Raw genomic sequence first — 25,013 nt, forward strand, 5'->3', positions numbered from 1 at the left:
TTTATGTCCTGATGATTCATTTGTAAAAGTATAAAAGTTTTTGGGAGCCACCTTTTTTCAAAAAGGCGGCGTTCTTTTGAAGCTTTTTGAAAAAAGCTTCACCAAAAACTTCTTTATGAAAGGCTCAGGGCAGCAGGATGGTGCTGCCCGTGGTCTTGCGTGATTCCAGGGCGATATGGGCTTGTGCCGCATCCTTCAGGGCAAAGGACTGGCCGATACGGGGTTTGATCACGCCCCTTTCCACCAGGCCAAAAAGTTCCCGCGCGGCATGGAGCAGGGCAGGGCGCTGGGCGATATAGGTCATGAGCAGCGGGCGGGTCAGGTACAGGCTGCCATGGGCCGCCAGTGTACCAACATCCACCCCCGTCACGGCACCGGATGCATTGCCGTAGCTGACCATAAGGCCGCGTGGGGCAAGGCAGGACAGGCTGGTCTCAAACGTCGCCTTGCCAATGCTGTCGTACACGACCTTGAGCATGCGGCCATCTGTCAGGTTACGCACCTGCTCGGCTACATGGTCCGTGCCGATAATGACATCCGCTGCGCCATTGGCCCGGGCCAGTTCGGCCTTGGCTTCGGTCGAGACAACGCCGATGACCCGCGCGCCAAGATGTCGTGCCCACTGGCACATGAGCAGGCCCACGCCACCGGCGGCGGCATAGACCAGTATGTCCTCACCGGGCTGGACGCAATGGACCTCACGCAGCAGCATGTGCACGCTCAGGCCGCGCAGCATGATGGCGGCGGCGGTATCGAAACCGATGGCGTCAGGCAGTGGCACGATGCGGTCGGCGGCGATGGTGCGGTACGTGGCATAGCCGCCCGGTGTGGCAGGGTAGGCGACCCGCATGCCGGGGTGGATATCCTGCACGTCCGCCCCGACCGCTGTAACCGTGCCTGCGCCCTCCATGCCCGGAATGGCGGGCAGGGCAGGGAATTTGTACAGCCCGCTGCGGAAATAGGTGTCGATGAAATTGACCCCGATGGCTTCCTGCCGCAGCACGACCTCATTGGCCGCCGGGGTGGGGATGGGGAGGGATTCAACGTGGAGAACTTCGGGTCCTCCATATTCATGGACGCGGATGACGGTGTTCATGGCATTCATTGGTTCCGCTCAGGGGTTCAGGATCTGGGGGTAACGCACAGGGTTTCCAGGTTACGCAGGAACTGGCGGTCCTGCGCGCCTTCCTCGCCGGGATAGGTCTCGGGGTCATAATCCGGGCAGTCATCCAGATCGATGCGGTGGCAGGGGATCAGGATGGGAATGGGGTTTTCCCCACACGCGCTGACAATGGTTTCGGGCGTGACATCGGCCAGACGGGCGGCATCTTTCCAGTACACATGCTGGCCTGCGGGTATGGTCAGCATGAAGCGCCAGGCCTTGACCTGTTCCGGTGTGCCGTAAGGGTCCAGTGGCAGGGTGCACGGGGCGGGATCACCGTCAAAATAGGCCTCCAGCCATGCGCGGGCCTGAAGCAGGACGGGTGTTTCTTCCTGATCGCGGCCCCAGCCCCAGTCCAGCGCGACAATCTTTTCGTCTTCAACGGATACGGTCAGCGGCGCCAGTGGCGAATGCATGGAAAGTTGTGGCATGAGTCACCTTGATCAGGACAAAGAGGTGAACGATAACGCCGTTCCCGCCACTGGCAAAATGACGATGGCCATTATGGAGATTTTCATGCAGGAACGTGATGGTCATCCCCCCGTTATCTTTGCCCTTGCCAGTGGCCTGTCCCGCGCCGCCATTGCGGTGATGCGGCTGAGTGGCCGGGGTACGGGCCGGATTGTCGAAAGCCTGTGTGGCCGCCTGCCTGCGCCGCGCCGGGCTTCGTTACGGGGACTATGGCGACGGGATGGGGGCACACCCGTGCTGCTGGACCGGGCACTGGTGCTCTGGTTCCCCGGCCCGGACAGCTATACGGGGGAGGATAGCGCGGAACTGCACCTGCATGCGGGGCCGGCTGTGATCAATGCCGTGGCCGATGCGCTGGTTGCCCTGGGGGCACGGCCTGCCGAACCGGGTGAATTCAGTCGCCGGGCCTTCATGCACGGGCGCATGGACCTCATGCAGGCGGAAGGCATTGCCGACCTGATCGAAGCCGAGACGGAAGCCCAGCGCCAGCAGGCGCTCTCACAGGTTGATGGTGCCCAGAGCCGCCTGTATCAGCACTGGGCCGACCGGCTGCGAACCCTGCTGGCCCATCAGGAAGCGCTGATCGACTTCCCTGATGAGGAACTGCCGCCAGAAGTGGAGCAGGAACTCTGTAACGGCCTGCGGGAGCTGCATGACACGATGCAGGCTTATCTGGCCGAAGGGGCCGGGGCGGAGCGGCTGCGGCGCGGGCTGGTATTCGCCATTGTGGGGGAGCCGAATGTTGGCAAGTCCAGCCTGCTGAATGCGCTGGCAGGGCGGGATGCCGCCATTGTCTCATCCCGGGCGGGTACGACACGCGATGCGATCGAAGTGCGCTTGGTGCTGGGGGATGTGCCGGTAACCCTTGTCGATACTGCCGGATTGCGCGAAACAGAGGATGAGATCGAAGCCGAGGGCGTGCGTCGTTCATTGTTTCACGTGAAACAGGCTGACTGCGTGGTGCAGGTTTTTGCTGGTAGTCATCTGCCGCCCCGGCTGGAAGGGGCGGATGTACTGGTGTGCAACAAGACGGACCTGCACCCGGCACCTGATGGTGCGATTGGCATTAGTGTGCTCACCAATGGGGGCATGGATGTGCTAAGAACAGTACTGGCCGGTAAGGCGCGCGCGCTTACGGCAGGCCGGGTTGCTGCACCCTTTACCCGTGCGCGCCATCGTGCCGCGATAGAGGAGACGGTGCGCCATATCGGGCAGGCCCTGGCCATGCCGTGGCCCGAAATGCGCGGGGAAGAAATGCGGCTGGCCATGCGCGCGCTGGGGCGCCTGACCGGGGCGGTGGATGTGGAAGCCCTGCTGGATACGGTGTTCGGCCAGTTCTGTATTGGCAAGTAGGAGGGATGGCGGGATGAAGCGCGCATATGATGTGATTGTCGTGGGCGGGGGGCATGCGGGATGTGAGGCCGCCGCCGCCGCCGCGCGCGCCGGTGCCCGCACCCTGCTGCTGACCCACCGGTTTGATACAATCGGCGTCATGTCCTGCAATCCCGCCATTGGGGGGATTGGCAAGGGACATCTTGTGCGCGAAATCGACGCGCTTGACGGGCTGATGGGAATTGCCGCCGATCATGCGGGCATTCATTTCAAGTTGCTCAACCGCTCCAAGGGGCCTGCGGTGCATGGTCCGCGCGCGCAGGCGGACCGTACGCTCTACCGGCTGGCCATTCAGGACCTGCTGGCGTGTACCGAAGGGCTGGATATTGTTGAAGGGGCAGCGGGTGATCTGCTGGTGAATGCACAGGGTGGGGTGGAAGGCGTGGTCTGCGAGGATGGTCGCAGCTTTGCATCTGGTGCCGTGGTGCTGGCCACTGGCACGTTCCTGCGTGGCACGATCCATATTGGTCATGAGAGCGAACCGGCAGGCCGGGTGGGGGACAGGCCCGCCAATGCACTGGGGCGACGTCTGGCAGCACTCGGGTTGCGCATGGGACGGCTCAAGACCGGAACCCCCGCCCGGATCGCGCGCGACAGCATTGAGTGGGATAGTCTGGCCGAAGACAGGGGGGATGCCGTGCCCGAGGCATTCAGCCGCATGACGGATGCCATCACCAATCCCATGATATCGTGCCGCATAACGGCCACTACACCGCGCACGCATGAAATCATACGCGAGAACCTTCAGCTTTCAGCCCTTTATGGCGGTGCGATATCGGGACGCGGGCCGCGCTACTGCCCCTCCATCGAGGATAAGGTCGTGCGCTTCGCGCAGCGTGAATCGCATCAGATTTTTCTGGAGCCCGAAGGCCTGCCCGGTAACCCGGATGGGGCGCTGGTCTATCCCAATGGCATTTCCACAAGTCTGCCGGAGCATGTGCAGCTTGAAATGCTGCGCAGTATTCCGGGGCTGGAAAACTGCCGCATGGTGCGGCCGGGCTATGCAGTGGAATATGACTATGTTGACCCGCGTGAACTGGCCCCCACCCTGGAACTCAAGAACCTGCCCGGCCTGTTTCTGGCGGGTCAGGTGAATGGCACCACGGGATATGAAGAGGCGGGTGCCCAGGGGCTGATTGCCGGCATCAACGCGGCCCGGCATGCGGCGGGTCAGGAAGGGGTGACCCTGGCGCGCGGACAGGCGTATATAGGCGTGATGATTGATGACCTGACTACGCAGGGGGTCTCGGAACCGTACCGCATGTTTACGTCGCGTGCGGAATACAGACTGACCCTGCGGGCGGATAATGCCGATCTGCGCCTGACCCCGCTGGGGCTGGAATGGGGATGCGTGGGATCGGCGCGCGCGGCCCGTCTCCTGTCTGACCGTACGGCGATCGATGCTGCCATGGCACGCGCCAGCAGTGAAACCTGTACCCCGGATGCGCTGCGGCGGGAAGGTGTGAATGTCTCTGCCGATGGTCGCGCGCGTTCGCTCATGGATGTGCTGGCGACGGACGCGACGCCCGAAATCATCACCCGTATTGCCCCATGGTTTGCTGACCTGCCGCCCCGTGTGGCGCAGCATCTTATGACCGAAGCCCGTTACAGCGGCTATATTGCCCGGCAGGAGCGCGAGATCCGCCAGCTTGCCAGTGAAAGCCGGATTGTCCTGCCAGCCGATCTCGATTACCACCAGATCGGTGGCCTGAGTACGGAAATGCAGGAGCGTCTGGCACAGGTGCGCCCGGTTACGTTCGGGGCTGCCCAGCGTATTCCCGGCATTACGCCATCCGCCCTTGTCGCATTGCTGGCCCATGTGCGCCACAGGCCGGTGGCGGCATGACGGCTGTCCCGACCCTGCCGTCAGATCTGGGTGTTTCACGTGAAACACACGAGCGGCTTGAGCGCTATGCTGATATCCTGTTGCGGTGGAACCAGAAGATCAATCTGGTCTCCCCACATGACCTGCCGCATCTGTGGTCGCGCCATATCGCCGACAGCCTGCAACTGGCTGCACTGATCCCCGCAGGTGCGCCGGGTCTGGTGGATATGGGATCGGGTGGTGGTTTTCCCGGTCTGGTCATTGCCTGCGCGACCGATGCGCGTGTTACCCTGATTGAGTCCGACCAGCGCAAGGCCGCCTTCCTGCGGGAGGCGGCGCGTGTGGCGGGCGTGCAGGTGCGGGTCTGCGCGCAGCGACTGGAACAGGCGGATGTGCCGCCCGCGCTGGTGGTAACGGCCCGTGCGCTGGCCCCGCTGCCGCTGCTGCTGGAATGGGGCGCGCGTTTCCTGCGGCCCGATGGTGTCTGCCTGTTCCTGAAAGGCCGCAATGCGGCAGAGGAACTGGCGGCAGCCCATGCTGGCTGGCACATGGCGGTAAACCGGATTCCAAGCCGCACGAATGCGGATGGTGTGATTCTAGAATTGAGCGATATCAGGCGTGTCAGAGACCATAACAATGAATGATACGGGAAGCGGGACCTCATCTTCCCCCCGCATTATCGCGCTGGCCAATCAGAAGGGCGGCGTGGGCAAGACCACCACGGCCATCAACCTTGCGGCCGCCATGGCGGCATCGGGGCTGAAGGTCCTGCTGGTTGACCTGGACCCGCAGGGCAATGCCTCCACCGGGCTGGGCGTGGGGTACGATGCCCGGCGCAGCGGTACCTATGCCATGCTGGAAGATGGCACGCGGGCTGCGCATGTGGTGCAGGCCAGTGCCGTTCCCGGCCTGTCGCTGATTGCGGCGGATACGGAACTGGCCGGGGCGGAACTGGAACTGGTCATGGCCGAGCAGCGTGAATACCGCCTGCGCGATGCATTGCGGCAGGTGGGCGTGGCGTATGACGTGGTGCTGATCGACTGCCCGCCCAGCCTTGGCCTGCTTACCCTCAATGCGCTGGTGGCCGCGCAGTCGGTTATCGTGCCGCTGCAATGCGAGTTCTTTGCACTGGAAGGGATCAGCCAGCTGGTACGGACCATAAACAGCGTAAGGCAGTCCCTCAATCCCGGGCTGATGCTCGAGGGGATTGTGCTGACCATGTATGACCGGCGCAACAACCTGTCGGAACTGGTGGCGGATGATGCCCGTAGTTTCTTTGGGGAAAAGGTGCTTGAAACCCTGATCCCGCGCAATATCCGTATCTCGGAAGCGCAGAGCCATGGGCAGCCGGTCATGAATTACGACCAGCGCTCATCGGGCAGTCAGGCCTATCAGGCGCTGGCCGCTGAAATATCGGACCGTCTTGCCCTGCATGGGGCACGCAAAGGGAAGGCACGGTGATGAAAACCAAAAAGGATGCCGGTCGCCCCCGTCTCGGGCGTGGCCTGGCCGCATTGCTGGGCGAGCAGGTCAATATGCTGCCACCCGCCCCGGCGGTGGAAGGGCGCAGGGTATCGGACGTCATTGCCAGCCTGCCGGTCGATGTAATGGAACCCGGCCCCTTTCAGCCCCGCCAGCAGATGGAACCCGAAGCGCTGGAGGAACTGGCCAGCTCGATTCGTGTGCGTGGCATCCTGCAGCCTATTCTGGTGCGTCCGCATCCCGGACGTGCGGGTATTTACCAGATCATCGCGGGGGAACGGCGCTGGCGTGCTTCCCAGATCGCGGGGCTGCATGATGTGCCCGTCCATATCCGCCCGCTTGATGATGGCGATGCCATGGCGGCTGCCCTGGTGGAAAACCTCCAGCGTGCCGACCTGAACGCCATTGAGGAAGCCGAGGGCCTGCAGCGCCTGCTTGATGATTACGAACTGACGCAGGATGAGCTGGCCAGTGCGATTGGCAAGTCCCGCCCGCATGTAGCCAATATGGTGCGCCTGCTGCAATTGCCCGCACCGGTACGCGATGCGGTGCGTCACCAGAGCCTGTCGGCAGGGCATGCCCGCGCCCTGCTGGCGCATGCGGACCCGGTGGCGGCGCTGAAAATCGTACTGGCGCAGGGACTGAACGTGCGCCAGACCGAGGCCCTGGCCCGTCAGCAGGAGCGCAAGAGTGCGGCCGCACGTGAGAAGGCGGAAAAAGCTGCCCGCAATCCCGAAATCGCCTCACTGGAACGTGATCTCGCGGCCCGGCTGGGGCTGAAGGTCCAGATCAGTTTTGACGGCAGGGGCGGCAGCATAAAGATCGATTACCGTTCGCTCGAGCAGTTCGATGGCCTGCTGCGGCTGCTGCAGCAGTAGGAAATTTTCAAAAAAGTTCAGAAAACCCCTTGTCAGCCAGTGGGGTGACTGCTAGAAGCCCTCTCACCCGAGAGGGTAACCCTGTGGGCGCATAGCTCAGTTGGTAGAGCAGCTGACTCTTAATCAGCGGGTCCAAGGTTCGAGCCCTTGTGCGCCCACCACCGGGTTAAACGGAAATATACAAGTCCCCATCAAGGCTCCGCCGGTGGGGATTTTTTGTATCATGCGTCCCGGGCCTTGTTTCCGCGCTATGGTTTCCCTCATGCAGCACAGGGAAGGGATCTTCATGACCTGTCCATTCCCTTCCGCCAGCCTGAGCCTGATCAAGGGATGGCTGCGATGAATGCCCGGCTTCCCCTGATCGGTGTCACGCTGGATGGCGAACCCCCTGCGCCACAGGGTACGGGTGGCTATTCATGCTTTCCGTGGTATGCGATCCGGCAGAACTACATGGACATGATTGCCGCGTGTGGCGGCCTGCCCGTGGCCCTCGGGCATGACCCGGCGCTGGCTGCACGGATGGTGTCCCGGCTGGACGGTCTGGTGGTGACGGGGGGTGCCTTTGATGTGCCACCCGACCTGTATGGCGCCACCGAAGCCCATGCCAGTGTCCGGACCAAGCCACGCCGCACGGCGGCGGAAGCGGCACTGGTGCGGGCCGCGCTGGCAAAGGGTATCCCCATACTGGGCATATGCGGTGGCATGCAGTTGCTGGCCGTGCTGCTGGGGGGCACGCTCGTGCAGCATATCCCCGATGCCCTGGCGCACGCGCTGGCGCATGAACAGCCCAACCCGCGTGACGAGGCGGGGCATGACGTGTACATCATGGCGGATACACATCTGGCGCGGCTGGTGGGGGCGGATTGCCTGCCGGTCAATTCGTCACATCATCAGGCGGTGCACGATACGGGGCGTGGGATCGTATGCGCGCGTGCGCCCGACGGGGTGATCGAGGCGCTTGAACTTCCCGGGCATCCTTTCTGTATCGGGGTGCAGTGGCATCCGGAATTTGGCATCTCGGCAGGGGACCGTCTCCTGTTCGAAGGGTTGATCGACGCCGCAAGGCAGGCAGGAACATGACACAGGACCATTCTTCTTCCGCTTCCGCTGAACGGGGCGACCGTATCGCCAAATGGCTGGCCCGTTCGGGCGTTGCCAGCAGGCGCGACGCGGAACGCATGATTGCCGAGGGCAGGGTGCAGCTTAACGGCGCGGTCGTGAACCACCCGGCAACCTTCGTGGGGGCAGGGGACATCGTGCAGGTGAATGGCAGCGTGGTGGGCGCGCCTGACCGCACGCGGCTGTGGCGCTACCACAAGCCCGACGGGCTGGTGACCACCCACCGTGACCCCGAGGGCCGTCCTACCGTGTTCGAGTCGCTGCCGCCCGGCCTGCCGCGCGTTATAAGTGTGGGGCGGCTGGACCTGAACAGCGAGGGCCTGCTGCTGCTGACCAATGATGGTGAACTGGCGCGCAGGCTGGAACTGCCCAGCAATGGCTGGATCCGCCGCTACCGGGTGCGGGTGTTTGGCGTGGTGGATGAACGCATGCTGGCCTCCCTTGCCAGGGGGAGCGAATTCGATGGCGTGCGCTACGGCCCGATCGAGGCGCATCTGGATTCGGCCAAGGGGGATAATGCGTGGCTGACCGTATCCCTGCGTGAAGGCAAGAACCGGGAAGTACGCAAGGTCATGCAGGGGCTTAACCTGCATGTCAGTCGCCTGATCCGCACATCCTACGGGCCGTTCCAGCTGGGTACGCTTACGCGGGGCGAACTGGAGGAAGTGACCGGCAAGGTCATCCGCGAGCAGGTGCCCGGCGGCCTGTCCGGTGGCAAGTTCCAGCGCAGGCCGTAATGCGGATCATCGCGGGAGAATGCCGGGGCCGCACCCTGCACGCGCCTGCAGGGCAGACGACGCGCCCCACGGCCGACCGGGTGCGCCAGGCCCTGTTCGACACATTGGCCCATGCGCCATGGGCCGGGCTGGATGGCCTGCGCGGCGCGCGCGTGCTGGACGGGTTCGCGGGCACGGGCGCGCTGGGGCTGGAAGCCCTGTCGCGCGGGGCCGCCAGTGCGTGCTTCGTGGAACGTGACCGCGCCGCCCTGCGTGCCCTGCGGGAGAATATTGCGGCCTGCGGCATGCAGGGCCGCAGTACGGTGCGCGCGCTCGACATGCTGCGCCTGCCGCCCGCCGGTGCCGCGGGACCGGTTGATCTGGTCTTTCTGGACCCGCCCTATAACCAGGACCTGCCGGCCCGGGCGCTGGCGGTGCTGGCACGTGGGGGCTGGCTGGGGCCATCCACCCTTGTCGTGGTGGAAATGGCGGCGGGTGAGGACCCGCCGGTGGAGACGGACAGGCTGCTGCTTGCACGCAGGCATGGGGCCGCCCAGCTGTATGTCTGGCGGAACGGCCAGGGTGACGCGGCGTAAGAGATTGCCCTATTTTATGCAACTGGCCTTCTTTCCGTCCATTGGTCAGGGTTATAGTCAGGCCGTTTGACGGGAATGGGCGGGCAAGGCCTGCGCTGGCCCGGCCTGTTGTGCCTCTGGTCCCTGCGTGCAGGCAGGTGGACCTTCAGATCAGGATATGGATTTTTGGCGATCTTCAGCCGTTTTGTCCCTGACTCGCTTTCCTCCGGCCCGGTGCGCTCGCGCCTGCGCGAACGGTTGGCGGAAGCGGGCGGGCTTGGGCTGTGGATCGTGGCGCTGTGCCTTGCCATGGCATTATGGAGCTATGACCCACGCGATCCGTCGGCCAATACCGCCAGTGGGCAGGCACCGGCCAACCTGCTGGGCAGGCCGGGTGCCTACATGGCCGACTTCATGCTCCAGGATTTCGGGATCGTGGGCATGCTGGCCATCTTCTGCCTGCTGGCATGGGGCTGGCGGCTGATCCGCCACCACGGGCTGGCCTCGGCCATGCTGCGTTTCATCGCCCTTATATGCGGCCTGCCGGTCATCGCGGCGGATATCGCGGCCCTGCCCCTGCTGCTGCCGGGCCTGCATGCCCCGCTCTGGCCAACCGATGCCGGGGTGGGGGGGGCGGTCGGCCTGTCGGTGGCGCATATGTCCATCCAGGCCGCGACCGTGTTCATGGGGCACTGGGGGCCGCTGCTGGTCTGGCTGCTCGGGCTGGTCCTTGGCGGGCTGCTGCTGCTGCTGGCCATGGCGCTTTCGCTGTCCGAATGGAAGGCGATGGGCCGGGGCATCCGTTTCGTCCTGCGCCAGCCCATGGCGCTGGCAGGGTGGCTGCGGCACATGAAGGGCCGGACCCGGCCTGCGCATGATGAAGCCCCCGCGGCGGCCTATCCGGATTATCTGACACGCGGCGCTGAAGCCGATGCCGGGGCGGGGGAAGCCCCGGGCGGGCCGGGAACGTCGCTGTTCCGTACGCCCCGGCAGGAGCGCGCGCCCGTACCCACCCCGCCCACGCCCGGCACCGCCATGATGCCGCTGGAGGGCAGGCCACCAGCAAAAGCCGTATCCGCGCCCGAGGACAGGTCCATAGCCCTGGCCGGGTCACAGGAACAGCCCGGGACCCTGCCAGCCCGCAAGACGGATGGCGCGCGGCCGGCGCAGGTTTCACTCCAGACCAGCTGGATGCATCCACCGGGCATGGATGAAGATGTCTCCGCGCCGCTGCTCATGGGGGGGCCTGTGCCCACCCCCACATCGGATCGTGCGCCGTGGCATGAAGAACCGCCCGTAACCGGGACGAAGCCCTTCATCGTCACGCCCGAGGACGAGGACGACCTGCCGGTAGCCGCGCCCGAACCCGCGCGGCCGACCTTCCTGTCGCGCCTGTTTTCCGGTGGGGGCGGCCGTCAGGCCGAAGATCCCCAGGCCGGGCCGGAGGAATACGTCCCTCCGCCGGCCATGCCCTCCGTCGAGGAGGAAAGCTACACCCCGCCCCCGCAGCCGGAATGGCAGTTCCCGCCGCTGTCGCTGCTCAGGCCGCCGCCATCCGATGCCGCGACCAAACCGACCGAGGAACTGCTCCAGGCCAACGCCACGCATCTTGTGACCGTGCTGTCCGAATATGGCGTGCAGGGGGAGATCGTGGCCTATCACGCAGGCCCCGTCGTCACGCTGTATGAACTCCAGCCCGCCGCCGGGATCCGCGCGGCCCGCGTCATCGGTCTGGCGGATGACGTGGCGCGTTCGCTCTCGGTGCTCAGCGTGCGGATCGCCACCGTGCCGGGGCGCAACGTGATCGGGATCGAGGTGCCCAACGCACGGCGTGAGACGGTCTATTTCTCCGAACTGCTGCAGGACCCGCAATGGGCGCATTCGCGAAACCGGCTCAATCTGGCGCTGGGCAAGGATATCGCGGGCGAATCGGTCTACAGCGATCTGGGCGCCATGCCGCACCTGCTGATCGCGGGCACCACCGGTTCGGGCAAGTCGGTGGGCGTGAACTCCATGATCCTGTCACTGCTTTACCGCCTGTCACCCGAGCAGTGCCGCCTGATCCTGATCGATCCCAAGATCCTTGAACTCTCGATCTACGAAGGCATTCCCCATCTCATGACGCCGGTGGTGACGGAACCGGCCAAGGCGGTTGCGGCCCTGAAATGGGCGGTGCGCGAGATGGACCGCCGTTACCGCGCCATGGCCCATCTGCAGGTCCGCAACATCGCCAGCTATAACGAACGCGTGGCCGAAGCGCGCGCGCGTGGCGAGATCGTGACCCGCCGCGTCCAGACCGGCTACGACCCCGAAACCGGCAAGCCCACCTTCGAGGAACAGCAGCTTGCGCTGGACTCGCTGGCCTATCTCGTCATCGTGGTGGATGAGATGGCCGATCTCATGATCGTGGCGGGCAAGGAGATCGAGGCCCTGCTGCAGCGCCTGGCGCAGAAGGCACGCGCGGCGGGCATCCATCTGATCCTGGCCACCCAGCGGCCGTCGGTCGATGTGATTACCGGCACCATCAAGGCGAACTTTCCCACCCGCATTTCCTTTCAGGTCATCAGCAAGTTCGACAGCCGCACCATCCTGGGCGAGCAGGGGGCCGAGCAGCTTCTCGGGCGGGGTGACATGCTGTTCATGCAGGCGGGCGGCCGGATCACGCGTGTGCACGGGCCATTCGTGGATGACAGCGAGGTCGAGGCCGTGGTCGCCTTCCTGCGCACGCAGGGTGAGCCGATCTATGATGACGATGTCATCTCCCCGCAGGAGGAAGACAGTTCCGGCAAGCCTTTCTCTGCCCCCGCGGGCGGGGCGGAGGAAGATGGCCTGTTTGCCCAGGCGGTCGAGGTCGTGGCGCGCGAAGGCAAGGCCTCGACATCCTTCATCCAGCGCCATCTCTCGATCGGCTACAATCGTGCCGCCAAGATCATCGAGCAGATGGAAAAGGAGGGTCTGGTAAGCGAGGCCAACCATGTCGGGCGGCGTGAAGTGCTCATGCGGCGTACCACGGAAGACGAATGACCGCGCCCGCCCGCCCGCGTGGTCCCGTGCCGCCTGCCCGTTCCCTGCCATGCGCGGTCCTGTACCATGACAGCCGGTTCATCGTGCTGGACAAGCCGCCCGGCCTGCCGGTGCATCCGGCGCGCGCGGGCGGCCCCAGTGTCGAGGACTGGTTCCCCCTGATTTCCCGGCACCGCAACGGCCCGTGGCTGGCCCACCGGCTGGATCAGGACACGGCGGGCTGCCTTGTGGTGGCGCTGCGCAAGCAGGCCCTTGTCGCGGCACAGGAATGCTTTGCGGCAGGGCGGGCGCGCAAGACGTACTGGGCCATCGTGCAGGGCATGCCCGCTGGCCCTTCCGGCACGGTGGATGCCCCGCTTGCGCGTGTGGAACAGGGACGGCAGTGGCGCATGCAGGTGACGACGGCCCGCGGTGGCCAGCCCGCGCGCACGCGCTGGCGCACCCTTGCCACGGGACAGGACGGGGCGGGCAACCCCATAAGCTGGCTGGAACTGGTGCTGGAAACCGGGCGCACCCATCAGGCCCGCGCCCATTGTGCCGCCCTTGGCTGTCCCATACTGGGTGATGCCCGCTATGGCGCGCGGGCGGCGGGGGCGCTACACCTGATGAGCCGGAGCATCCACCTGCCACTGGACGTTCCCGTGCATGCCATGGCCATGCCGCCCGCGCATATGGACCGCCTGATGGCACAGGCCGGCTGGGCCGTTCCGCCCGGCAACGTGGAAAAGGAAGCAACACGGTGTTTGCCCACACATTGACGCAGGAGCTGCTGCGTGTTCTGGAACGGCCCGACCTGCGGGTGATCGCGGGCGGACGGCAGATCATGCTGGACCCGGCGCTCGACCTTCCTTTCCGCATCCTGCCCGGTGGCGCCATCGTGCTGGGACTGCCCGCGCAGGGCCAGCAGGAGGAGACGGCCTTCTTCCTGCGCCATGCCCTTGAACTGGCGCCCCTGCTGGAACTGGCTCCCCATAATGCCCTGTGCGCCGCCTTCTGCGCCGCCCGCACGGCGGCCCTGTTCTGGTATCTGGATACCGGCCGGGCGGATACCGACGCGCCTGCCGCATGGGTGCCGGAGATGGCGCGGGCCGATGTGCCCGCGCCCGGAGCGCTGCGCCTGATCTGGCCCCTGCTGGCCCCTTTGCAACCGGCCCCGGACCATGATGTCGCTCCCGATTCCTTTGTGGCCCTTCATGCCCGCCTGCTGGCGCTGTGGCCCATGCTGGGCCCGACCGAGAATCTCATGGCCACGGGGGGCGACGCCCGGCTGGCCGTGGATGCGGCGACCGGCCTCAACCATTATGGCTGTTCGCACCGGCCCCGGCCATGGGCCATCACCTTTGCGTCCTCCACGGCGTCCTCGCTGTCCGAACGGGGGTTTGCCGGGGCGGAGACGGCACGGCTGTCATTGCTGGCAGGTGCATTGCAGGGCAGGGGCGATGCCACGGCGCGCCAGCTTGATGGCGACATACAGGCCCGGATCGCGGCGCATTTCGGCCTGACGGGGGATGAGGGGGTGGTCCTTGCGCCCTCGGGCACGGACTGTGAACTGTATGCACTGGCGCTGGCGGGTCTGGCGCCGGGTGGCCGGCCGGTCAGCAATATCCTGCTGGCCCCCGAGGAAACCGGCAGCGGCGTGCCGCTGGCCGCCATGGGCTGTCATTTCGCCAACGATACCGCGCTGGGCCATCGGGTGACCAGGGGCGCGCGGATCGCGGGGTTTGCGGAAGATACCCTTGTCATCAACGTGCCCATGCGTGACGGGGCGGGCCATGTGCGCCCCCCTGCGGATGTGGATGCCGAGACCTGCAGCCTGACATGGCGGATGCGGCGCGCGGGCCGGCATGTGCTGCTGCACCGTCTGGACCTGTCCAAGACCGGCCTGCTGGCCCCTGGCCTTGCGGCCCTGGAGCATGCCTGCGCACCGCAGGCCGGTGAAGCCTGCCCCCCTGACGTGGTGGTGGATGCCTGTCAGGCCCGGCTGGACCCGCTGCGCGTGCGGGCCTATCTGGACATGGGGTGGATGGTCATGGTGACAGGCTCCAAATTCTTTACCGGCCCGCCGTTCTGCGGCGCATTGCTGCTGCCTGCCGGTGTCCGGCGCAGGCTGGATGGCGCCCGGCCGCTTCCCGTAGGGCTGGGGGATTACAGCTACCGCCACGCCTGGCCTGTGGGGCGCGCCTGTGACGTGCTGCCGCAGGGGCACAATATCGGCCTGATCCTGCGCTGGCAGGCGGCCCTGGCGGAAATGGCGGCGTTAAGCGCCATTCCCCGTGCCCTGATCCATGACCGGCTGCAGGGGTTCCTGACCGCCGTCGCGGGCCGGATCACGGCGGACCCCGCGCTGGAACTGCTGCCCCCCGTGGCCCCCGCGCGGCCCGTGCTGGACAATGCCTGGGACTGCCTGCCCACCATACTGAGCTTTTTTGTCCGCGCACCCGGTAGCACGGGTGAAACCTTCCGCCCGCTGGCCCTGCCACAGGCACGCCAGCTTTACGCCTGGCTCAATACCGACCTGTCCGATCTGGTTCCGGCGGATGACCCCGATGCTGTCCTTGCCGCCGTGCTGTGCCATGTGGGCCAGCCGGTGCCACTGGCCCATCCCAACCTGCCCGGTGCGGTTGCGGGGGCGCTGCGCATTTCAGCCGGGGCACGGCTTGTTTCGGGCGAGCCGTCGCATGCGGGCATGGACCCCACCGAACGGCTTGGGCGCGAAGTCCGCAATGTCGGCCAGATCCTGGCCAAGATCAGCCTGATCCTGCGCCACTGGTCCCGTCTGGGCCATGCTGCCCCGGTCCAGACCTACCTGCCACGCGGCTGGCAGGCACAGGCCATCCTGCCTGCCTGAAATTTTCCCGCATTTTCACACCCGATGGATTTCAAGCGTGAGCAAACAAACCAATCACGGCAATTTTCTTGATACCCCCCAGTTGCAGAAAGGTGTGACCCGTTTCTGGCTGATCCGGCACGCGCTGGTGGAACAGAATGCCCGCATGCGGCTGTATGGCACGATGGATGTGGCCCTGTGTCCTGACAGCCTGAAGACCCAGCGCTGGATGTATGCCGCCCTGGCGCGCCGCCTGCCGCATCCGGCGCTGTGGTTCACCTCGCCCCTGTCGCGCACGCAGCATACGGCGCGCGCCATACAGGAAGCGGGTTACGGGCAGCACGAACTGCATGTCGAACCGGACCTGATCGAGCAGTCACTGGGGGAATGGCACGGGATTGAACACCATACCCTGCCCGAAAGGCTGAACCTGCCCGCCCATCCGTTCTGGTCCGTCAGTGCGACCGAACAGCCGCCGCAGGGCGAAAGCATGGTACAGGTCTGTGCCCGTGTGGGGGCGTGCCTTGACCGTCTGGCCGCCCGCCATGCGGGGCAGGACATGGTTGTGGTCAGCCATGGTGGGGCCATTCGGGGCGCGCTGGCCCATGCCCTGCGGATTCATGCCGATACGGCACTGCATTTTTCCATCCAGAACCTGTCGCTCAGCATTATCGAACGCCTTCCGGAAGGGTGGCGCATCGTGACCGTGAATGAACTGCCCCAGCCCGCCATGGGCAGGACCGGCCCGCGTGCCATCACCCATGCGGCGGTCATCGATCCCGACCAGACGGAGGATGAGACCTATACGGACGCGCTCTATGCGCGGGCGGTTGCCATCGTGGCGCGTGAGAACAAGGCATCGGCTTCCTTCCTCCAGCGCCTTCTGCCGGTCAGCTATTCCTGTGCCGCCAGGATGATCGGGCAGATGGAAAGGGAAGGGCGTGTCAGTGGTCCCAACCATATCGGGCGGCGTGAGGTCCTGATGAGCCGGACCGGGGATTAGGCGCTCATCCCGCACTGATCCATTGATGGAAAATGAAGGGACCCTGCTGCCCCGTTTCCGCGGAAACGGGGCAGCGGGAAATCTTCATGTTTCCATAAGGTCTTGCAGGCAGGCTTTCGCACCATCCATCAGGCCCGTGCTGGCGTTCAGTGTGTGCGGGCATGCAGCATGCAGGTCAGCACGCAGCCTTCCTCTGGCTGGCTCCGGGGGGCGCGCAGACCGTCCGACGTGGCCATGCCCGCCACTATGGCGGCCGTGGCAAGAACAAGCGTGAGCGTATGCATGACCCTGTCCTTCCCGAAGGGTCGGTGGCTACCGGCGTCACGGCCGGTGCCCCGACCTGTGTTTCCCTGTGTGCTGGCGTCCTGTGTGCTGGCGTGCGGACTCCAGCGTGGCTACCGGCCTGTAACGTATGGTGACAGGTTGACGTGGCATTGATCCAGAAAAAAATTGTCAGCTCCGGTCTCCGGGCAGGCTTCGCATCTTGCCGGCGTACGGGGCGCTGGTATCGTGCCGGGCATGAGTGGTTCATGTTTCCGTCCGGCAGATTTCATGGATATCGCGATGGAGGAAGCCCGTGCCGCCGCGGCGCGGGGGGAGGTGCCGGTTGGCGCGGCCCTGGCGGGGCCGGGGGGGCGGCTGCTGGCACGCGCGGGCAACCGGGTGGAGGCATGCCATGACCCCTCCGCCCATGCGGAAATGCAGGTGATGCGCGCGGCAACCCGCCTGCGTGGCGGCGCGCGGCTGGCGGACTGCACGCTGTATGTCACGCTGGAGCCGTGCCCGATGTGTGCCGCGGCCGCCATCCATTTCCGCATGGGGCGGATCGTGTTCGGGGCCTATGACCCCAAGGGCGGCGGGGTGGAGCATGGACCACGCCTGTTCACGCACCCGCGCTGCCTGCACCGGCCTGAAACGGTGGGTGGCGTGCGTGAGCGTGAGGCGGGCACGCTGCTGCAGGACTTCTTCCGCCAGCTGCGTGCCTAACCTATTTGTCATGCAACGGTATAACACGGGTCGGCTCTCTTGCGGCACAATGCAGGGGATGGGACTGTAAGCCACGGCGGCCAGTCCCGCCCGTATGTTTCGAGTTTTAAGCAGGACCATCATGTTCAGGGATGCCATGTCAGACGTATTGCGGTCGAACACCCTCACTTCCCGCCGGTTTCGCAGCAGGTTGCTGGCTTCGCTGGTTGTCGGCACGGTCGCGGGCGGCTGCCTGCTTGCAGCCCCCCCGGTGCGCGCGGATGATACCGGGGCCATCCACCCTGATACCCAGATCCAGCAGCTGCCGAACTTCGTGCATCTGGTCAAGCAGGTCAAACCGGCCGTGGTCTCCATTACGGCACGCATCAAGGATGCCGATACGGGCGAGGATGGTGGTCCCGGTGGCATGCCCGGTGGCTTCCCGTTCCCCTTTCCCTTCCAGATGATGCCCCAGCAGGCCCACCGCACCGTGGAGGCCCGTGGCTCGGGCTTCGTCATCTCGCCCGATGGTTATGTCGTGACCAACAACCATGTGGTCAAGGGTGCGACCAAGGTCACCGTGACGCTTGATGATGGCACGGCGCTCCCCGCCAAGATCGTGGGCCGCGATTCCAAGACCGACATCGCCCTGCTCAAGGTCTCCCCCTCGGGCAAGCTGCGCTTCATCGAACTGGGTGATTCCGACAAGGTCGAGCCCGGTGAATGGGTCGTGGCCGTGGGTAATCCCTACGGGCTTGGCGGCACGGTCACGGCGGGTATCGTCTCCGCCCGCGGGCGTGATATCGGTGATGGTCCCTACGATTCCTTCATCCAGGTCGATGCCCCCATCAACCGTGGCAACTCGGGCGGTCCGCTGTTCACGCAGGATGGCAAGGTGGTGGGGGTGAATACCGCCATCCTGTCTCCTTCCGGCGGGTCGATCGGTATCGGCTTTGCCATTCCGTCCGACACGGTCAAGAACATTGTCGATCAGCTTGAAAAGACCGGCCATGTCACGCGCGGCTACCTTGGCGTGACGGCGCAGGCCATCACGCCGTCCATGGCCAGCGCGCTTGGCATGAAGCCCTCTGCCACGGGGGCACCGGCAACCGGCGCGCTGGTGGCCAGCGTCAGCGCGGGCAGCCCGGCGGAAAAGGCGGGACTGAAGGCGGGTGACGTCGTGACCGAGCTGAATGGCCAGCCGATCGACACCCCGCATACGCTGGCGGTCAAGGTGGCGACCATCGTGCCGGGCACGAAGGCCACGCTTTCCTACCTGCGCAACAACAAGCCGCAGACGGCCAGCGTGCTGATCTCCACCCTGGGCAAGGGCGGCACGGCCGATGGCACGGTGGGCGATACCACCCATGATGCCGACAAGGGCCCGAAACTGGGCGTGACGCTGGCCCCGCTGACGCCCGACCTGCGCCAGCAGCTGGGGTTGGAGGAAAGCGTGCGTGGCGTTGTGGTGAGCGACGTGCAGCCCGGCTCCGCCGCTGAACAGGCGGGCATCCATGCAGGCGACGTGATCCAGGCGGTGGGTGACGTGCCGGTGGAAAATCCGCGTGCCACCGTCTCCGCCATCCGGCAGGCGTTGCAGGCCAACCATTCCGTGCTGCTGCGCGTCGTGCGGAACGGGCAGAGCGTGTTCGTGGCGGTCAGTCCCAATGCGGACGATGCCGACACCGCCAGCCCCGATGATGATGACCAGTAACATCCCGCCAGCCTGATGGCCCGCTTTGTGGCCGCGACAGTCCTGTCGCGGCCATTTTCGTGCATGCCTGCCGGGGCGGGCGCATTTTTTCGCTGTTTCGGGCAAAAAAGCGGGGGGCGATGATTGTGGCGGACGGGCATCTTGCCTTATCTGCACGCATTGCCATGTTCGCCTTGGAGGGATGATGACCGGTCCAGCACTATCCGATGCCCACGGATCGTCGGGTGCGCGCCTGATTGATGGCAAGGGATTCGCCGCCCGCCTGACGCAGGATATCGCAACCGAGGTCAGCGCGTTTTATGACCGGCACCGCATCACCCCCGGCCTGGCCGTGGTGCTGGTGGGCAACGATCCCGCCAGCGAGGTGTATGTGCGCAACAAGGCGCTGCAGACCCATCGCGCGGGCATGCGCTCGTTCATGCACATGCTGCCTGCCACCACATCGCAGGAAGAACTGCTGGGCCTGATCGCCCGGCTGAACGTGGACCCCGAAATTCACGGCATCCTGGTACAGCTGCCCCTGCCCGGCGGGCTGGACCCGGTGGCGGTGACCAATGCCATCGTGCCCGAAAAGGACGTGGACGGGCTGGGCGTGGTCAATGCCGGCAGGCTGGCGCTGGGCCTGCCGGGCATCGTGCCCTGCACGCCGCTGGGCTGCCTGCTGCTGCTGCGCCATTATGTGGGGGACATGCGGGGCCAGCACGCGCTGGTGATCGGGGCCTCCAACCTTGTTGGCCGGCCCATGGCGCAGCTGCTGCTGCAGGAAGGCTGCACCGTGACCGTGGCGCATATCGACACGCGCGATACGGCGGCCCTTGCCCGGCAGGCCGATATCGTGGTGGTGGCGACCGGCGTGCGCGAACTGGTACGCGGTGACTGGATCAGGCCCGGTGCGACCGTGATCGATGTCGGTATCTCCCGTGTGAGCCTGCCCGGCGGCAGGACCCGGCTGGTGGGGGATGTGAAGTTTGATGAGGTCGCCCCCCATGCGGGGCTGATCACGCCGGTGCCGGGCGGGGTGGGGCCGATGACCATCGCCTGCCTGCTGCGCAATACGCTGGATGCGGCGCGTACCATAGTGGAAGGGCGCGCGCCCTGAAGCGTGCTGCCGGGAAAGGAATGAACCATGGGCCTGACGGCTGTCGAACTGATCCCGCGTGACAGGGAAACCCTGCTGCGCGATGCGGGCGAGGTCAGCCAGCATTTCCCCGATGCGCAGCTGATCAATATTCCCGACCTGCTGCGCTTTCCGCTGCGCAGCTGGGAGGCGGCGCGCCTGATCCGCCCCATCTTCCCGCGCGTGGTGCCGCATGTCCGCGCAATCGACATTGCCCCTGATGCGCCGCTGCCGGGGGCGGATGATCCCGGGCTGCGCGAAGTGCTGGTTGTGGAGGGGGACCCGCCGACCGACCTGCGTCACCGCACCTATCCCAATACCAGCGAGAGCGTGATTGCCCGTTACCGGCGTGAGGCGCCGCACCTGGATGTCTATGCCGCGTTCGACCCCTATCGCCGCGCGCCCTACAAGGAAATGCAGGCCATCGAGCGCAAGAAGGAAGCCGGGGCCATGGGGTTCTTTACCCAGCCGATCTTTGACATGCGCATGCTTGACCTGTGCATGAACTGGCTGGAGGGGGAGACCGTGTTCTGGGGCATCTCGCCCGTCATCGGCCCCAGGTCACGTTCGTACTGGGAGACGACCAATCACGTCATCTTCCCCCATGATTTCGACCCCACCCTTGAAGCCAACATCGCCTTTGCCCGGCAGATGATGGATACGGTGGCGCAGGCGGGGGGGAACACCTATCTCATGCCGCTGCGGGTCAAGCTGGAGCGCTACCTTATCCCCCTGCGCCGCGCATAGGCGGTGCGCCGGGCCTGTCCCGCAGGGAACGGGCCCGGCCGGGGGTCAGATCCAGCCATGGGCGCGGATCAGCCCGAATGCCGCGATCGTGACCATGCAGGTAATCCGGCCATCCACGATCATGGCCTGCATCTCGGCCAGGGTTACGGTGTGGCAGGTGATGTCCTCTTCCGTGTCCTCGCGCTGGTGTGCTCCCTGGCGCAGGCCGGTGGCAAGAAAGGCGCGGCCTTTCTGCGTGGTGTAGCCCGCACCCTGGTACATCAGCCCGGCGTCACGCATGTGTTCGGCCACAAGCCCGGTTTCCTCACGCAGTTCGCCGCGCGCCACGTCCTCGGGGGGGGCGTCGGGGCGATTTTCCCACATGCCCATGGGCAGTTCCCACATCCGCTGCCGGATGGGATAGCGGTACTGGCGGATCAGCGTGACGCGGGGGCCGTCCGGCCCGTCCCATAACGGCAGGATCACGACAAAATCACCCCGTTCCACCACGCCATACAGGCCCTGCCTGCCGTTGGGACGGATGATGATGTCCTCACGGAGCCGGGTCCATGGGTTTTCATAGGCGGTACGGGTGGAAACTGTTGTATAGCCACCCGCATCCGGGGTGGGAGACTGTGTCATGAAACGCCATCCTTCCTGATCGTGTCCATCATGCCCGCATGCGTCATGCACAGTGCTGTGGTGCGGGAACGAATGCGTGGTTTGGTTTTTTCAGCTTTTTCCATAAGCGGTATCAAGGGTCGTTCCACAGGCATTCTGCCCGCTGGCTGGCATGGCCGCCAGCCACGACCGGGCAGGGCCTGTGTTTTTTTCAAACTCTGGAGTGCAAGCGTATCATGACCGGGCAGCAGGCGTCATCTGGGTCACCGACACGACGGATACTGCCCGTCGTCCTGTTCAACCTCCTGTGTTACATCGATATCGGCCTGCCGATGGCGGTCATTCCCGTCTTTGTGCATCAGGTGCTGGGCTACAATACGGTTCTGGCGGGGCTTGCGGTCTCGCTGCAGTACCTGGCCACCTTTGCCTCGCGCGCCAGTGCCGGGCGGCAGGCGGACCGGCACGGGGCCAAGCCCACTGTGGTGGTCGGGCTTGCGGTCTGCACGCTGTCGGGGGCGGCGCTTCTGCTGTCGGGGGTCATGCTGCATTTCGCGGCCCTGTCGATCGGACTGCTGATCCTGAGCCGCATCCTGCTTGGCGTGGGGGAAAGCTGGACCGCGACGGGTGCGATCATGTGGAACATCGGCCGCGTGGGCGCGGCGCGGACCGCGCAGGTGATCTCGTGGAATGGGGTGACATCCTATGGCGGCATTGCCCTTGGCGCGCCGGTGGGGCAACTGCTGGCGGGGCTGCCGCTGCCTTATGGCGGCCTGACGGTGGTGGGGGCGCTCTCGGCGGCGCTGACCCTGTTCGGTTTCGTGCTGGCGCGCCAGTACGCGCCCGTGCCCCCGGTGCCCGGCAAGGGGCCGCCCATGCCGTTCCGCACGGTGTTCATGCGCGTCCTGCCCCATGGGCTGGTGCTGGCCTGCGGGTCCGTGGGGTTTGGCACGATCTCGGCCTGCCTTGCGCTGTTCTATGCCCATAACAACTGGAACGGGGCGGCCATGGCGCTGGCGGGGTTTGGCCTGACCTTCATGCTCATGCGTTTCGTGTTCGCCCGGCAGATCGACCGCCGGGGCGGGCTGGTCGTGGCATTTGTCTCGTTGCTGGTGGAAACGCTGGGTCTGGGGGTATTGTGGCAGTGTGCTTCTCCCGGCGGGGCCGCGCTGGGGGCCGCGCTGACGGGGGCCGGATTCTCACTGGTCTTTCCGGCCATGGGCGTACTGGCCGTGGCGCGTGTGGGGCCGGAAAACCGGGGGGCGGCGCTGGGGGCGTTCTCCGTTTTCCTGGATATCGCGGTGGGCCTGTCCGGCCCGCTGCTGGGGCTGGTCATCCAGACCCTGGGGTATGGCGCGCTGTTTGTGACCTCTGCCCTGTTTACGTTGGCGGGCGTGGGTGCGACCATTGTGCTGAAATTCCTGTCACGCTGAGCGTGGCTGGCTGACATTCTTGCAAGGAGCAGAGCTGGGGCGATGCAGATTTCATCCGTTGCCGTTTTTTGTGGGTCGCGCTTCGGCTCGCGGCCGGAATATGCCGCGCAGGCCCGCGCGCTGGGGGGCGCGCTGGGGCATGCCGGGATCAGGCTGGTTTATGGTGGGGGCCATGTGGGGCTTATGGGCACGGTGGCGGACGCGGCCCTTGCCGCGGGCGGGGCGGTGACGGGCATCATTCCCGCCTTCCCGCCTTCCTGCATTCGCGTGAGATCATGCATGAAGGGGTGACCGACCTGACCGTGACGGAGGGGATGCATGACCGCAAGGCGCGCATGTTCGCGCTGTCCGATGCTTTTGTGGTCATGCCCGGTGGGCTTGGCACGTTTGACGAGACGATCGAGATCATGACCTGGCGGCAGCTGCGCCAGCATGACAAGCCGATCTATATCGTCAACATCGCGGGATGGGCCGATTCCCTGCTGGCCATGATCGAAGGCTGCATTGCCGACGGGTTTGCGGCCCCCGCCGTGCGCGACCTGTTTGCCGTCGTGCCGGATGTACCCGCGCTTATGGCGGCGCTGGAGGCGCTGCCCGCGCAGGCCGGGGCGCGCGATACCGTGGCGACGCTGTAAATCTTTTCATCTATCCCCTTGCCTAAAGCCCGGCGGCCTTGTATAGCCGCCTGCAACGGAGTGTAGCTCAGCCTGGTAGAGCACTGTGTTCGGGACGCAGGGGCCGGAGGTTCGAATCCTCTCACTCCGACCAGATTTGCAAGCCGGAGGCTTTTGGCGTCCGGCTTGTTTCTGTTTGCGGGTGCGCATATCCCTGATATTGCAGCGGTCCGGGAAATCCTTTATTCCCCGTTCCCTGTCATGTGTGATCCGTCGATGGCGCATCCGCCGCCCCGCCATCCGTATGCAAGCCCCGGGATCTTTACCGAGTATGCCAGTTTCTTCAGCCCTCGCGCATCCGGATATGTATGACGGGGGGACAGTCCGATCAGGCCCGGCCCTGAGCATCATCATTCCATGCTATAATGAATGCGGGAATGTGGAGCCGCTGTTCCGTGCGGTGGAACGGGCGCTGCCGCATCTGCACTGGGAACTCATATTCGTTGATGACAGTTCCCCCGATGGCACCATAGGCGAAGTCTGGCGCCTGGCGCAGGCGGACAGCCGCGTGCGCGGTATCCTGCGTGTTGGCCGTCGTGGCCTGTCCTCTGCCGTGATCGAGGGGGTCCTGTCGTCATCCGCGCCGGTGGTTGCGGTGATGGATGGCGACATGCAGCATGATGAACGCCTGCTGGCACGGATGTTCGATGCCATCCAGAATCAGGGTTATGAGGTGGCGATCGGCAGCCGGCATGTGGAAGGGGGCGATAACAGCGGCCTTGCCAATGCATGGCGGCTGTTCCTGTCCGATGCGGGCATCCGCATTGCCCAGCATTTCCTGTCGGTGCGGATCAGTGACCCGATGAGCGGGTTCTTTGCCGTGCGGCGTGACCTGTTTGTCAGTTGCGTCGCCCGGCTTTCCGGCACGGGATTCAAGATCCTGCTGGACATGCTGATGGCGCAGAAGACCGCGCCGCGTGTGGTCGAACTGCCGTTTGTTTTCCGTTCGCGCCATGAAGGGGAAAGCAAGATGGACCGCAAGGTACTGCTGCAGTTCGGACAGATGATTGCCCATCACGTATTCGCGCGAAAGAAATAGCGCGCAAGCCGTGGCATCCGTTGTCCGTCACGGGCTGCGTCCAGTGGCGAGGGGGCAGGAATGGCCTTGTGCTATCCGGTCCAGTCCTGCAAAAGCATTCCCTTCAGAAGGCATGATTTTCGTTACAAAACAAAACAATATTAAAAAAATATTTACTTTATTTTTATGAAACTGCAAGTAAATGTATTTAGAATACATTTACTCTTATTGTAACTTTACTTCAATCCATATTGACAATGAAATGGACCCTAC

At 65.0% G+C, this 25,013-nt stretch carries 22 protein-coding genes, 2 tRNA genes and 2 pseudogenes; 22 read left to right on the forward strand and 4 right to left on the reverse strand.

What is annotated here, in order from left to right; all coding sequences use genetic code 11:
• Positions 1-124: 124 nt before the first annotated feature.
• Both CFR78_RS00645 and CFR78_RS00650 read right to left on the reverse strand, forming a co-directional pair.
• Positions 125-1,096, reverse strand: coding sequence for a quinone oxidoreductase family protein (locus CFR78_RS00645; RefSeq protein WP_034931249.1), 972 nt, complete (start codon positions 1,094-1,096; stop codon positions 125-127).
• Positions 1,097-1,122: 26 nt separating this feature from the next.
• Positions 1,123-1,578 (reverse strand): methylated-DNA--[protein]-cysteine S-methyltransferase, encoded by a 456-nt coding sequence (locus CFR78_RS00650; RefSeq protein WP_007397165.1) that lies wholly within the window; start codon positions 1,576-1,578, stop codon positions 1,123-1,125.
• Between the two features lie 73 nt (positions 1,579-1,651).
• Between CFR78_RS00650 and mnmE the strand changes: the two genes are divergently transcribed.
• The 14 genes and pseudogenes from mnmE to CFR78_RS16510 all read left to right on the forward strand — a co-directional run bounded on the left by mnmE (position 1,652) and on the right by CFR78_RS16510 (position 16,474).
• Positions 1,652-2,986 carry a tRNA uridine-5-carboxymethylaminomethyl(34) synthesis GTPase MnmE gene (gene mnmE / locus CFR78_RS00655; protein WP_051672083.1) on the forward strand — a complete coding sequence of 445 codons (1,335 nt, stop codon included), beginning with the start codon at positions 1,652-1,654 and terminating at the stop codon, positions 2,984-2,986.
• Between the two features lie 13 nt (positions 2,987-2,999).
• Complete coding sequence (gene mnmG, locus CFR78_RS00660; RefSeq protein ID WP_034931234.1) at positions 3,000-4,871, forward strand: tRNA uridine-5-carboxymethylaminomethyl(34) synthesis enzyme MnmG; 1,872 nt, start codon at positions 3,000-3,002, stop codon at positions 4,869-4,871.
• Entirely contained in the window at positions 4,868-5,494 is a 627-nt protein-coding gene (gene rsmG / locus CFR78_RS00665) for a 16S rRNA (guanine(527)-N(7))-methyltransferase RsmG (RefSeq protein ID WP_034931232.1), read from the forward strand. The genes mnmG and rsmG overlap by 4 nt, the downstream gene beginning before the upstream one ends.
• A complete protein-coding gene (locus tag CFR78_RS00670) occupies positions 5,487-6,311 on the forward strand; it encodes a ParA family protein (RefSeq protein ID WP_034931231.1) in 825 nt (274 codons plus the stop codon). Before rsmG ends, CFR78_RS00670 begins: the two co-directional genes overlap by 8 nt.
• On the forward strand, positions 6,311-7,210 hold the full coding sequence (locus CFR78_RS00675; protein ID WP_034931229.1) for a ParB/RepB/Spo0J family partition protein: 900 nt from the start codon (positions 6,311-6,313) through the stop codon (positions 7,208-7,210). The genes CFR78_RS00670 and CFR78_RS00675 overlap by 1 nt, the downstream gene beginning before the upstream one ends.
• An 85-nt stretch (positions 7,211-7,295) precedes the next feature.
• A tRNA-Lys gene (locus CFR78_RS00680) sits at positions 7,296-7,371 on the forward strand.
• Positions 7,372-7,549: 178 nt separating this feature from the next.
• Positions 7,550-8,290 (forward strand): gamma-glutamyl-gamma-aminobutyrate hydrolase family protein, encoded by a 741-nt coding sequence (locus tag CFR78_RS00685; protein ID WP_034931247.1) that lies wholly within the window; start codon positions 7,550-7,552, stop codon positions 8,288-8,290.
• Positions 8,287-9,066, forward strand: a complete 780-nt coding sequence (locus CFR78_RS00690) for a pseudouridine synthase (RefSeq protein WP_007397156.1) — start codon at positions 8,287-8,289, stop codon at positions 9,064-9,066. Before CFR78_RS00685 ends, CFR78_RS00690 begins: the two co-directional genes overlap by 4 nt.
• On the forward strand, positions 9,066-9,641 hold the full coding sequence (rsmD, locus tag CFR78_RS00695; RefSeq protein ID WP_034931227.1) for a 16S rRNA (guanine(966)-N(2))-methyltransferase RsmD: 576 nt from the start codon (positions 9,066-9,068) through the stop codon (positions 9,639-9,641). Before CFR78_RS00690 ends, rsmD begins: the two co-directional genes overlap by 1 nt.
• 165 nt (positions 9,642-9,806) lie before the next feature.
• Entirely contained in the window at positions 9,807-12,644 is a 2,838-nt protein-coding gene (locus CFR78_RS00700) for a DNA translocase FtsK (protein WP_110580942.1), read from the forward strand.
• A complete protein-coding gene (locus CFR78_RS00705; protein ID WP_051672082.1) occupies positions 12,641-13,402 on the forward strand; it encodes an RluA family pseudouridine synthase in 762 nt (253 codons plus the stop codon). Before CFR78_RS00700 ends, CFR78_RS00705 begins: the two co-directional genes overlap by 4 nt.
• On the forward strand, positions 13,384-15,492 hold the full coding sequence (locus CFR78_RS00710) for a hypothetical protein (protein WP_034931222.1): 2,109 nt from the start codon (positions 13,384-13,386) through the stop codon (positions 15,490-15,492). Before CFR78_RS00705 ends, CFR78_RS00710 begins: the two co-directional genes overlap by 19 nt.
• 37 nt (positions 15,493-15,529) lie before the next feature.
• Positions 15,530-16,192, forward strand: a pseudogene (locus CFR78_RS00715) (histidine phosphatase family protein); the annotation flags it as partial.
• A gap of 9 nt (positions 16,193-16,201) precedes the next feature.
• A complete protein-coding gene (locus tag CFR78_RS16510; RefSeq protein WP_223846724.1) occupies positions 16,202-16,474 on the forward strand; it encodes a DNA translocase FtsK in 273 nt (90 codons plus the stop codon).
• A gap of 146 nt (positions 16,475-16,620) precedes the next feature.
• Here the strand turns inward: CFR78_RS16510 and CFR78_RS16160 are convergent, their stop codons facing one another.
• On the reverse strand, positions 16,621-16,758 hold the full coding sequence (locus tag CFR78_RS16160; protein WP_007397149.1) for a hypothetical protein: 138 nt from the start codon (positions 16,756-16,758) through the stop codon (positions 16,621-16,623).
• Positions 16,759-16,993: 235 nt separating this feature from the next.
• Between CFR78_RS16160 and CFR78_RS00725 the strand changes: the two genes are divergently transcribed.
• The 4 genes from CFR78_RS00725 to CFR78_RS00740 all read left to right on the forward strand — a co-directional run bounded on the left by CFR78_RS00725 (position 16,994) and on the right by CFR78_RS00740 (position 21,018).
• The gene (locus CFR78_RS00725) at positions 16,994-17,461 is read left to right on the forward strand and encodes a nucleoside deaminase (protein WP_110580961.1); all 468 of its coding nucleotides are present in this window, start codon (positions 16,994-16,996) and stop codon (positions 17,459-17,461) included.
• Between the two features lie 121 nt (positions 17,462-17,582).
• The gene (locus tag CFR78_RS00730; protein ID WP_034927231.1) at positions 17,583-19,154 is read left to right on the forward strand and encodes a Do family serine endopeptidase; all 1,572 of its coding nucleotides are present in this window, start codon (positions 17,583-17,585) and stop codon (positions 19,152-19,154) included.
• Between the two features lie 184 nt (positions 19,155-19,338).
• Positions 19,339-20,253: a bifunctional methylenetetrahydrofolate dehydrogenase/methenyltetrahydrofolate cyclohydrolase FolD gene (gene folD, locus CFR78_RS00735; RefSeq protein ID WP_034927234.1), complete on the forward strand. Its 915-nt coding sequence runs from the start codon at positions 19,339-19,341 to the stop codon at positions 20,251-20,253.
• A gap of 27 nt (positions 20,254-20,280) precedes the next feature.
• On the forward strand, positions 20,281-21,018 hold the full coding sequence (locus CFR78_RS00740; RefSeq protein WP_007397143.1) for a methylenetetrahydrofolate reductase: 738 nt from the start codon (positions 20,281-20,283) through the stop codon (positions 21,016-21,018).
• A 45-nt stretch (positions 21,019-21,063) separates the two neighbouring features.
• On the opposite strand, the gene CFR78_RS00745 is transcribed toward CFR78_RS00740, so the two are convergent.
• Complete coding sequence (locus tag CFR78_RS00745; RefSeq protein ID WP_034926774.1) at positions 21,064-21,639, reverse strand: NUDIX domain-containing protein; 576 nt, start codon at positions 21,637-21,639, stop codon at positions 21,064-21,066.
• A 215-nt stretch (positions 21,640-21,854) separates the two neighbouring features.
• Here CFR78_RS00745 and CFR78_RS00750 point away from each other — a divergent pair, with 215 nt between their 5' ends.
• The 4 genes and pseudogenes from CFR78_RS00750 to CFR78_RS00765 all read left to right on the forward strand — a co-directional run bounded on the left by CFR78_RS00750 (position 21,855) and on the right by CFR78_RS00765 (position 24,761).
• Positions 21,855-23,048, forward strand: a complete 1,194-nt coding sequence (locus CFR78_RS00750) for an MFS transporter (RefSeq protein WP_034926777.1) — start codon at positions 21,855-21,857, stop codon at positions 23,046-23,048.
• Positions 23,049-23,090: 42 nt separating this feature from the next.
• A pseudogene (locus CFR78_RS00755) lies at positions 23,091-23,683 on the forward strand (LOG family protein).
• A 56-nt stretch (positions 23,684-23,739) separates the two neighbouring features.
• Positions 23,740-23,816, forward strand: a tRNA-Pro gene (locus tag CFR78_RS00760).
• Positions 23,817-24,026: 210 nt separating this feature from the next.
• On the forward strand, positions 24,027-24,761 hold the full coding sequence (locus tag CFR78_RS00765; protein WP_258365836.1) for a polyprenol monophosphomannose synthase: 735 nt from the start codon (positions 24,027-24,029) through the stop codon (positions 24,759-24,761).
• Positions 24,762-25,013 lie beyond the last annotated feature (252 nt).

It is taken from the genome of Komagataeibacter rhaeticus (genome assembly GCF_003207855.1).
GTDB lineage: Bacteria > Pseudomonadota > Alphaproteobacteria > Acetobacterales > Acetobacteraceae > Komagataeibacter > Komagataeibacter rhaeticus.

Bases quoted from the DNA above. Each gene is read 5' to 3' on its own strand.
- CFR78_RS00650 (WP_007397165.1), bottom strand. From the start codon at position 1,578: ATGCATTCGCCACTGGCGCCGCTGACCGTATCCGTTGAAGACGAAAAG.
- CFR78_RS00645 (WP_034931249.1), bottom strand. From the start codon at position 1,096: ATGAACACCGTCATCCGCGTCCATGAATATGGAGGACCCGAAGTTCTC.
- CFR78_RS00705 (WP_051672082.1), top strand. From the start codon at position 12,641: ATGACCGCGCCCGCCCGCCCGCGTGGTCCCGTGCCGCCTGCCCGTTCC.
- mnmE (WP_051672083.1), top strand. From the start codon at position 1,652: ATGACGATGGCCATTATGGAGATTTTCATGCAGGAACGTGATGGTCAT.
- rsmD (WP_034931227.1), top strand. From the start codon at position 9,066: ATGCGGATCATCGCGGGAGAATGCCGGGGCCGCACCCTGCACGCGCCT.
- CFR78_RS00740 (WP_007397143.1), top strand. From the start codon at position 20,281: ATGGGCCTGACGGCTGTCGAACTGATCCCGCGTGACAGGGAAACCCTG.
- CFR78_RS16510 (WP_223846724.1), top strand. From the start codon at position 16,202: ATGGGCAGGACCGGCCCGCGTGCCATCACCCATGCGGCGGTCATCGAT.
- CFR78_RS00745 (WP_034926774.1), bottom strand. From the start codon at position 21,639: ATGACACAGTCTCCCACCCCGGATGCGGGTGGCTATACAACAGTTTCC.
- CFR78_RS00730 (WP_034927231.1), top strand. From the start codon at position 17,583: ATGTTCAGGGATGCCATGTCAGACGTATTGCGGTCGAACACCCTCACT.
- CFR78_RS00725 (WP_110580961.1), top strand. From the start codon at position 16,994: ATGAGTGGTTCATGTTTCCGTCCGGCAGATTTCATGGATATCGCGATG.
- folD (WP_034927234.1), top strand. From the start codon at position 19,339: ATGACCGGTCCAGCACTATCCGATGCCCACGGATCGTCGGGTGCGCGC.
- CFR78_RS00750 (WP_034926777.1), top strand. From the start codon at position 21,855: ATGACCGGGCAGCAGGCGTCATCTGGGTCACCGACACGACGGATACTG.
- CFR78_RS00690 (WP_007397156.1), top strand. From the start codon at position 8,287: ATGACACAGGACCATTCTTCTTCCGCTTCCGCTGAACGGGGCGACCGT.
- mnmG (WP_034931234.1), top strand. From the start codon at position 3,000: ATGAAGCGCGCATATGATGTGATTGTCGTGGGCGGGGGGCATGCGGGA.
- CFR78_RS00675 (WP_034931229.1), top strand. From the start codon at position 6,311: ATGAAAACCAAAAAGGATGCCGGTCGCCCCCGTCTCGGGCGTGGCCTG.
- CFR78_RS00765 (WP_258365836.1), top strand. From the start codon at position 24,027: ATGTATGACGGGGGGACAGTCCGATCAGGCCCGGCCCTGAGCATCATC.
- rsmG (WP_034931232.1), top strand. From the start codon at position 4,868: ATGACGGCTGTCCCGACCCTGCCGTCAGATCTGGGTGTTTCACGTGAA.
- CFR78_RS00685 (WP_034931247.1), top strand. From the start codon at position 7,550: ATGAATGCCCGGCTTCCCCTGATCGGTGTCACGCTGGATGGCGAACCC.
- CFR78_RS00670 (WP_034931231.1), top strand. From the start codon at position 5,487: ATGAATGATACGGGAAGCGGGACCTCATCTTCCCCCCGCATTATCGCG.
- CFR78_RS16160 (WP_007397149.1), bottom strand. From the start codon at position 16,758: ATGCATACGCTCACGCTTGTTCTTGCCACGGCCGCCATAGTGGCGGGC.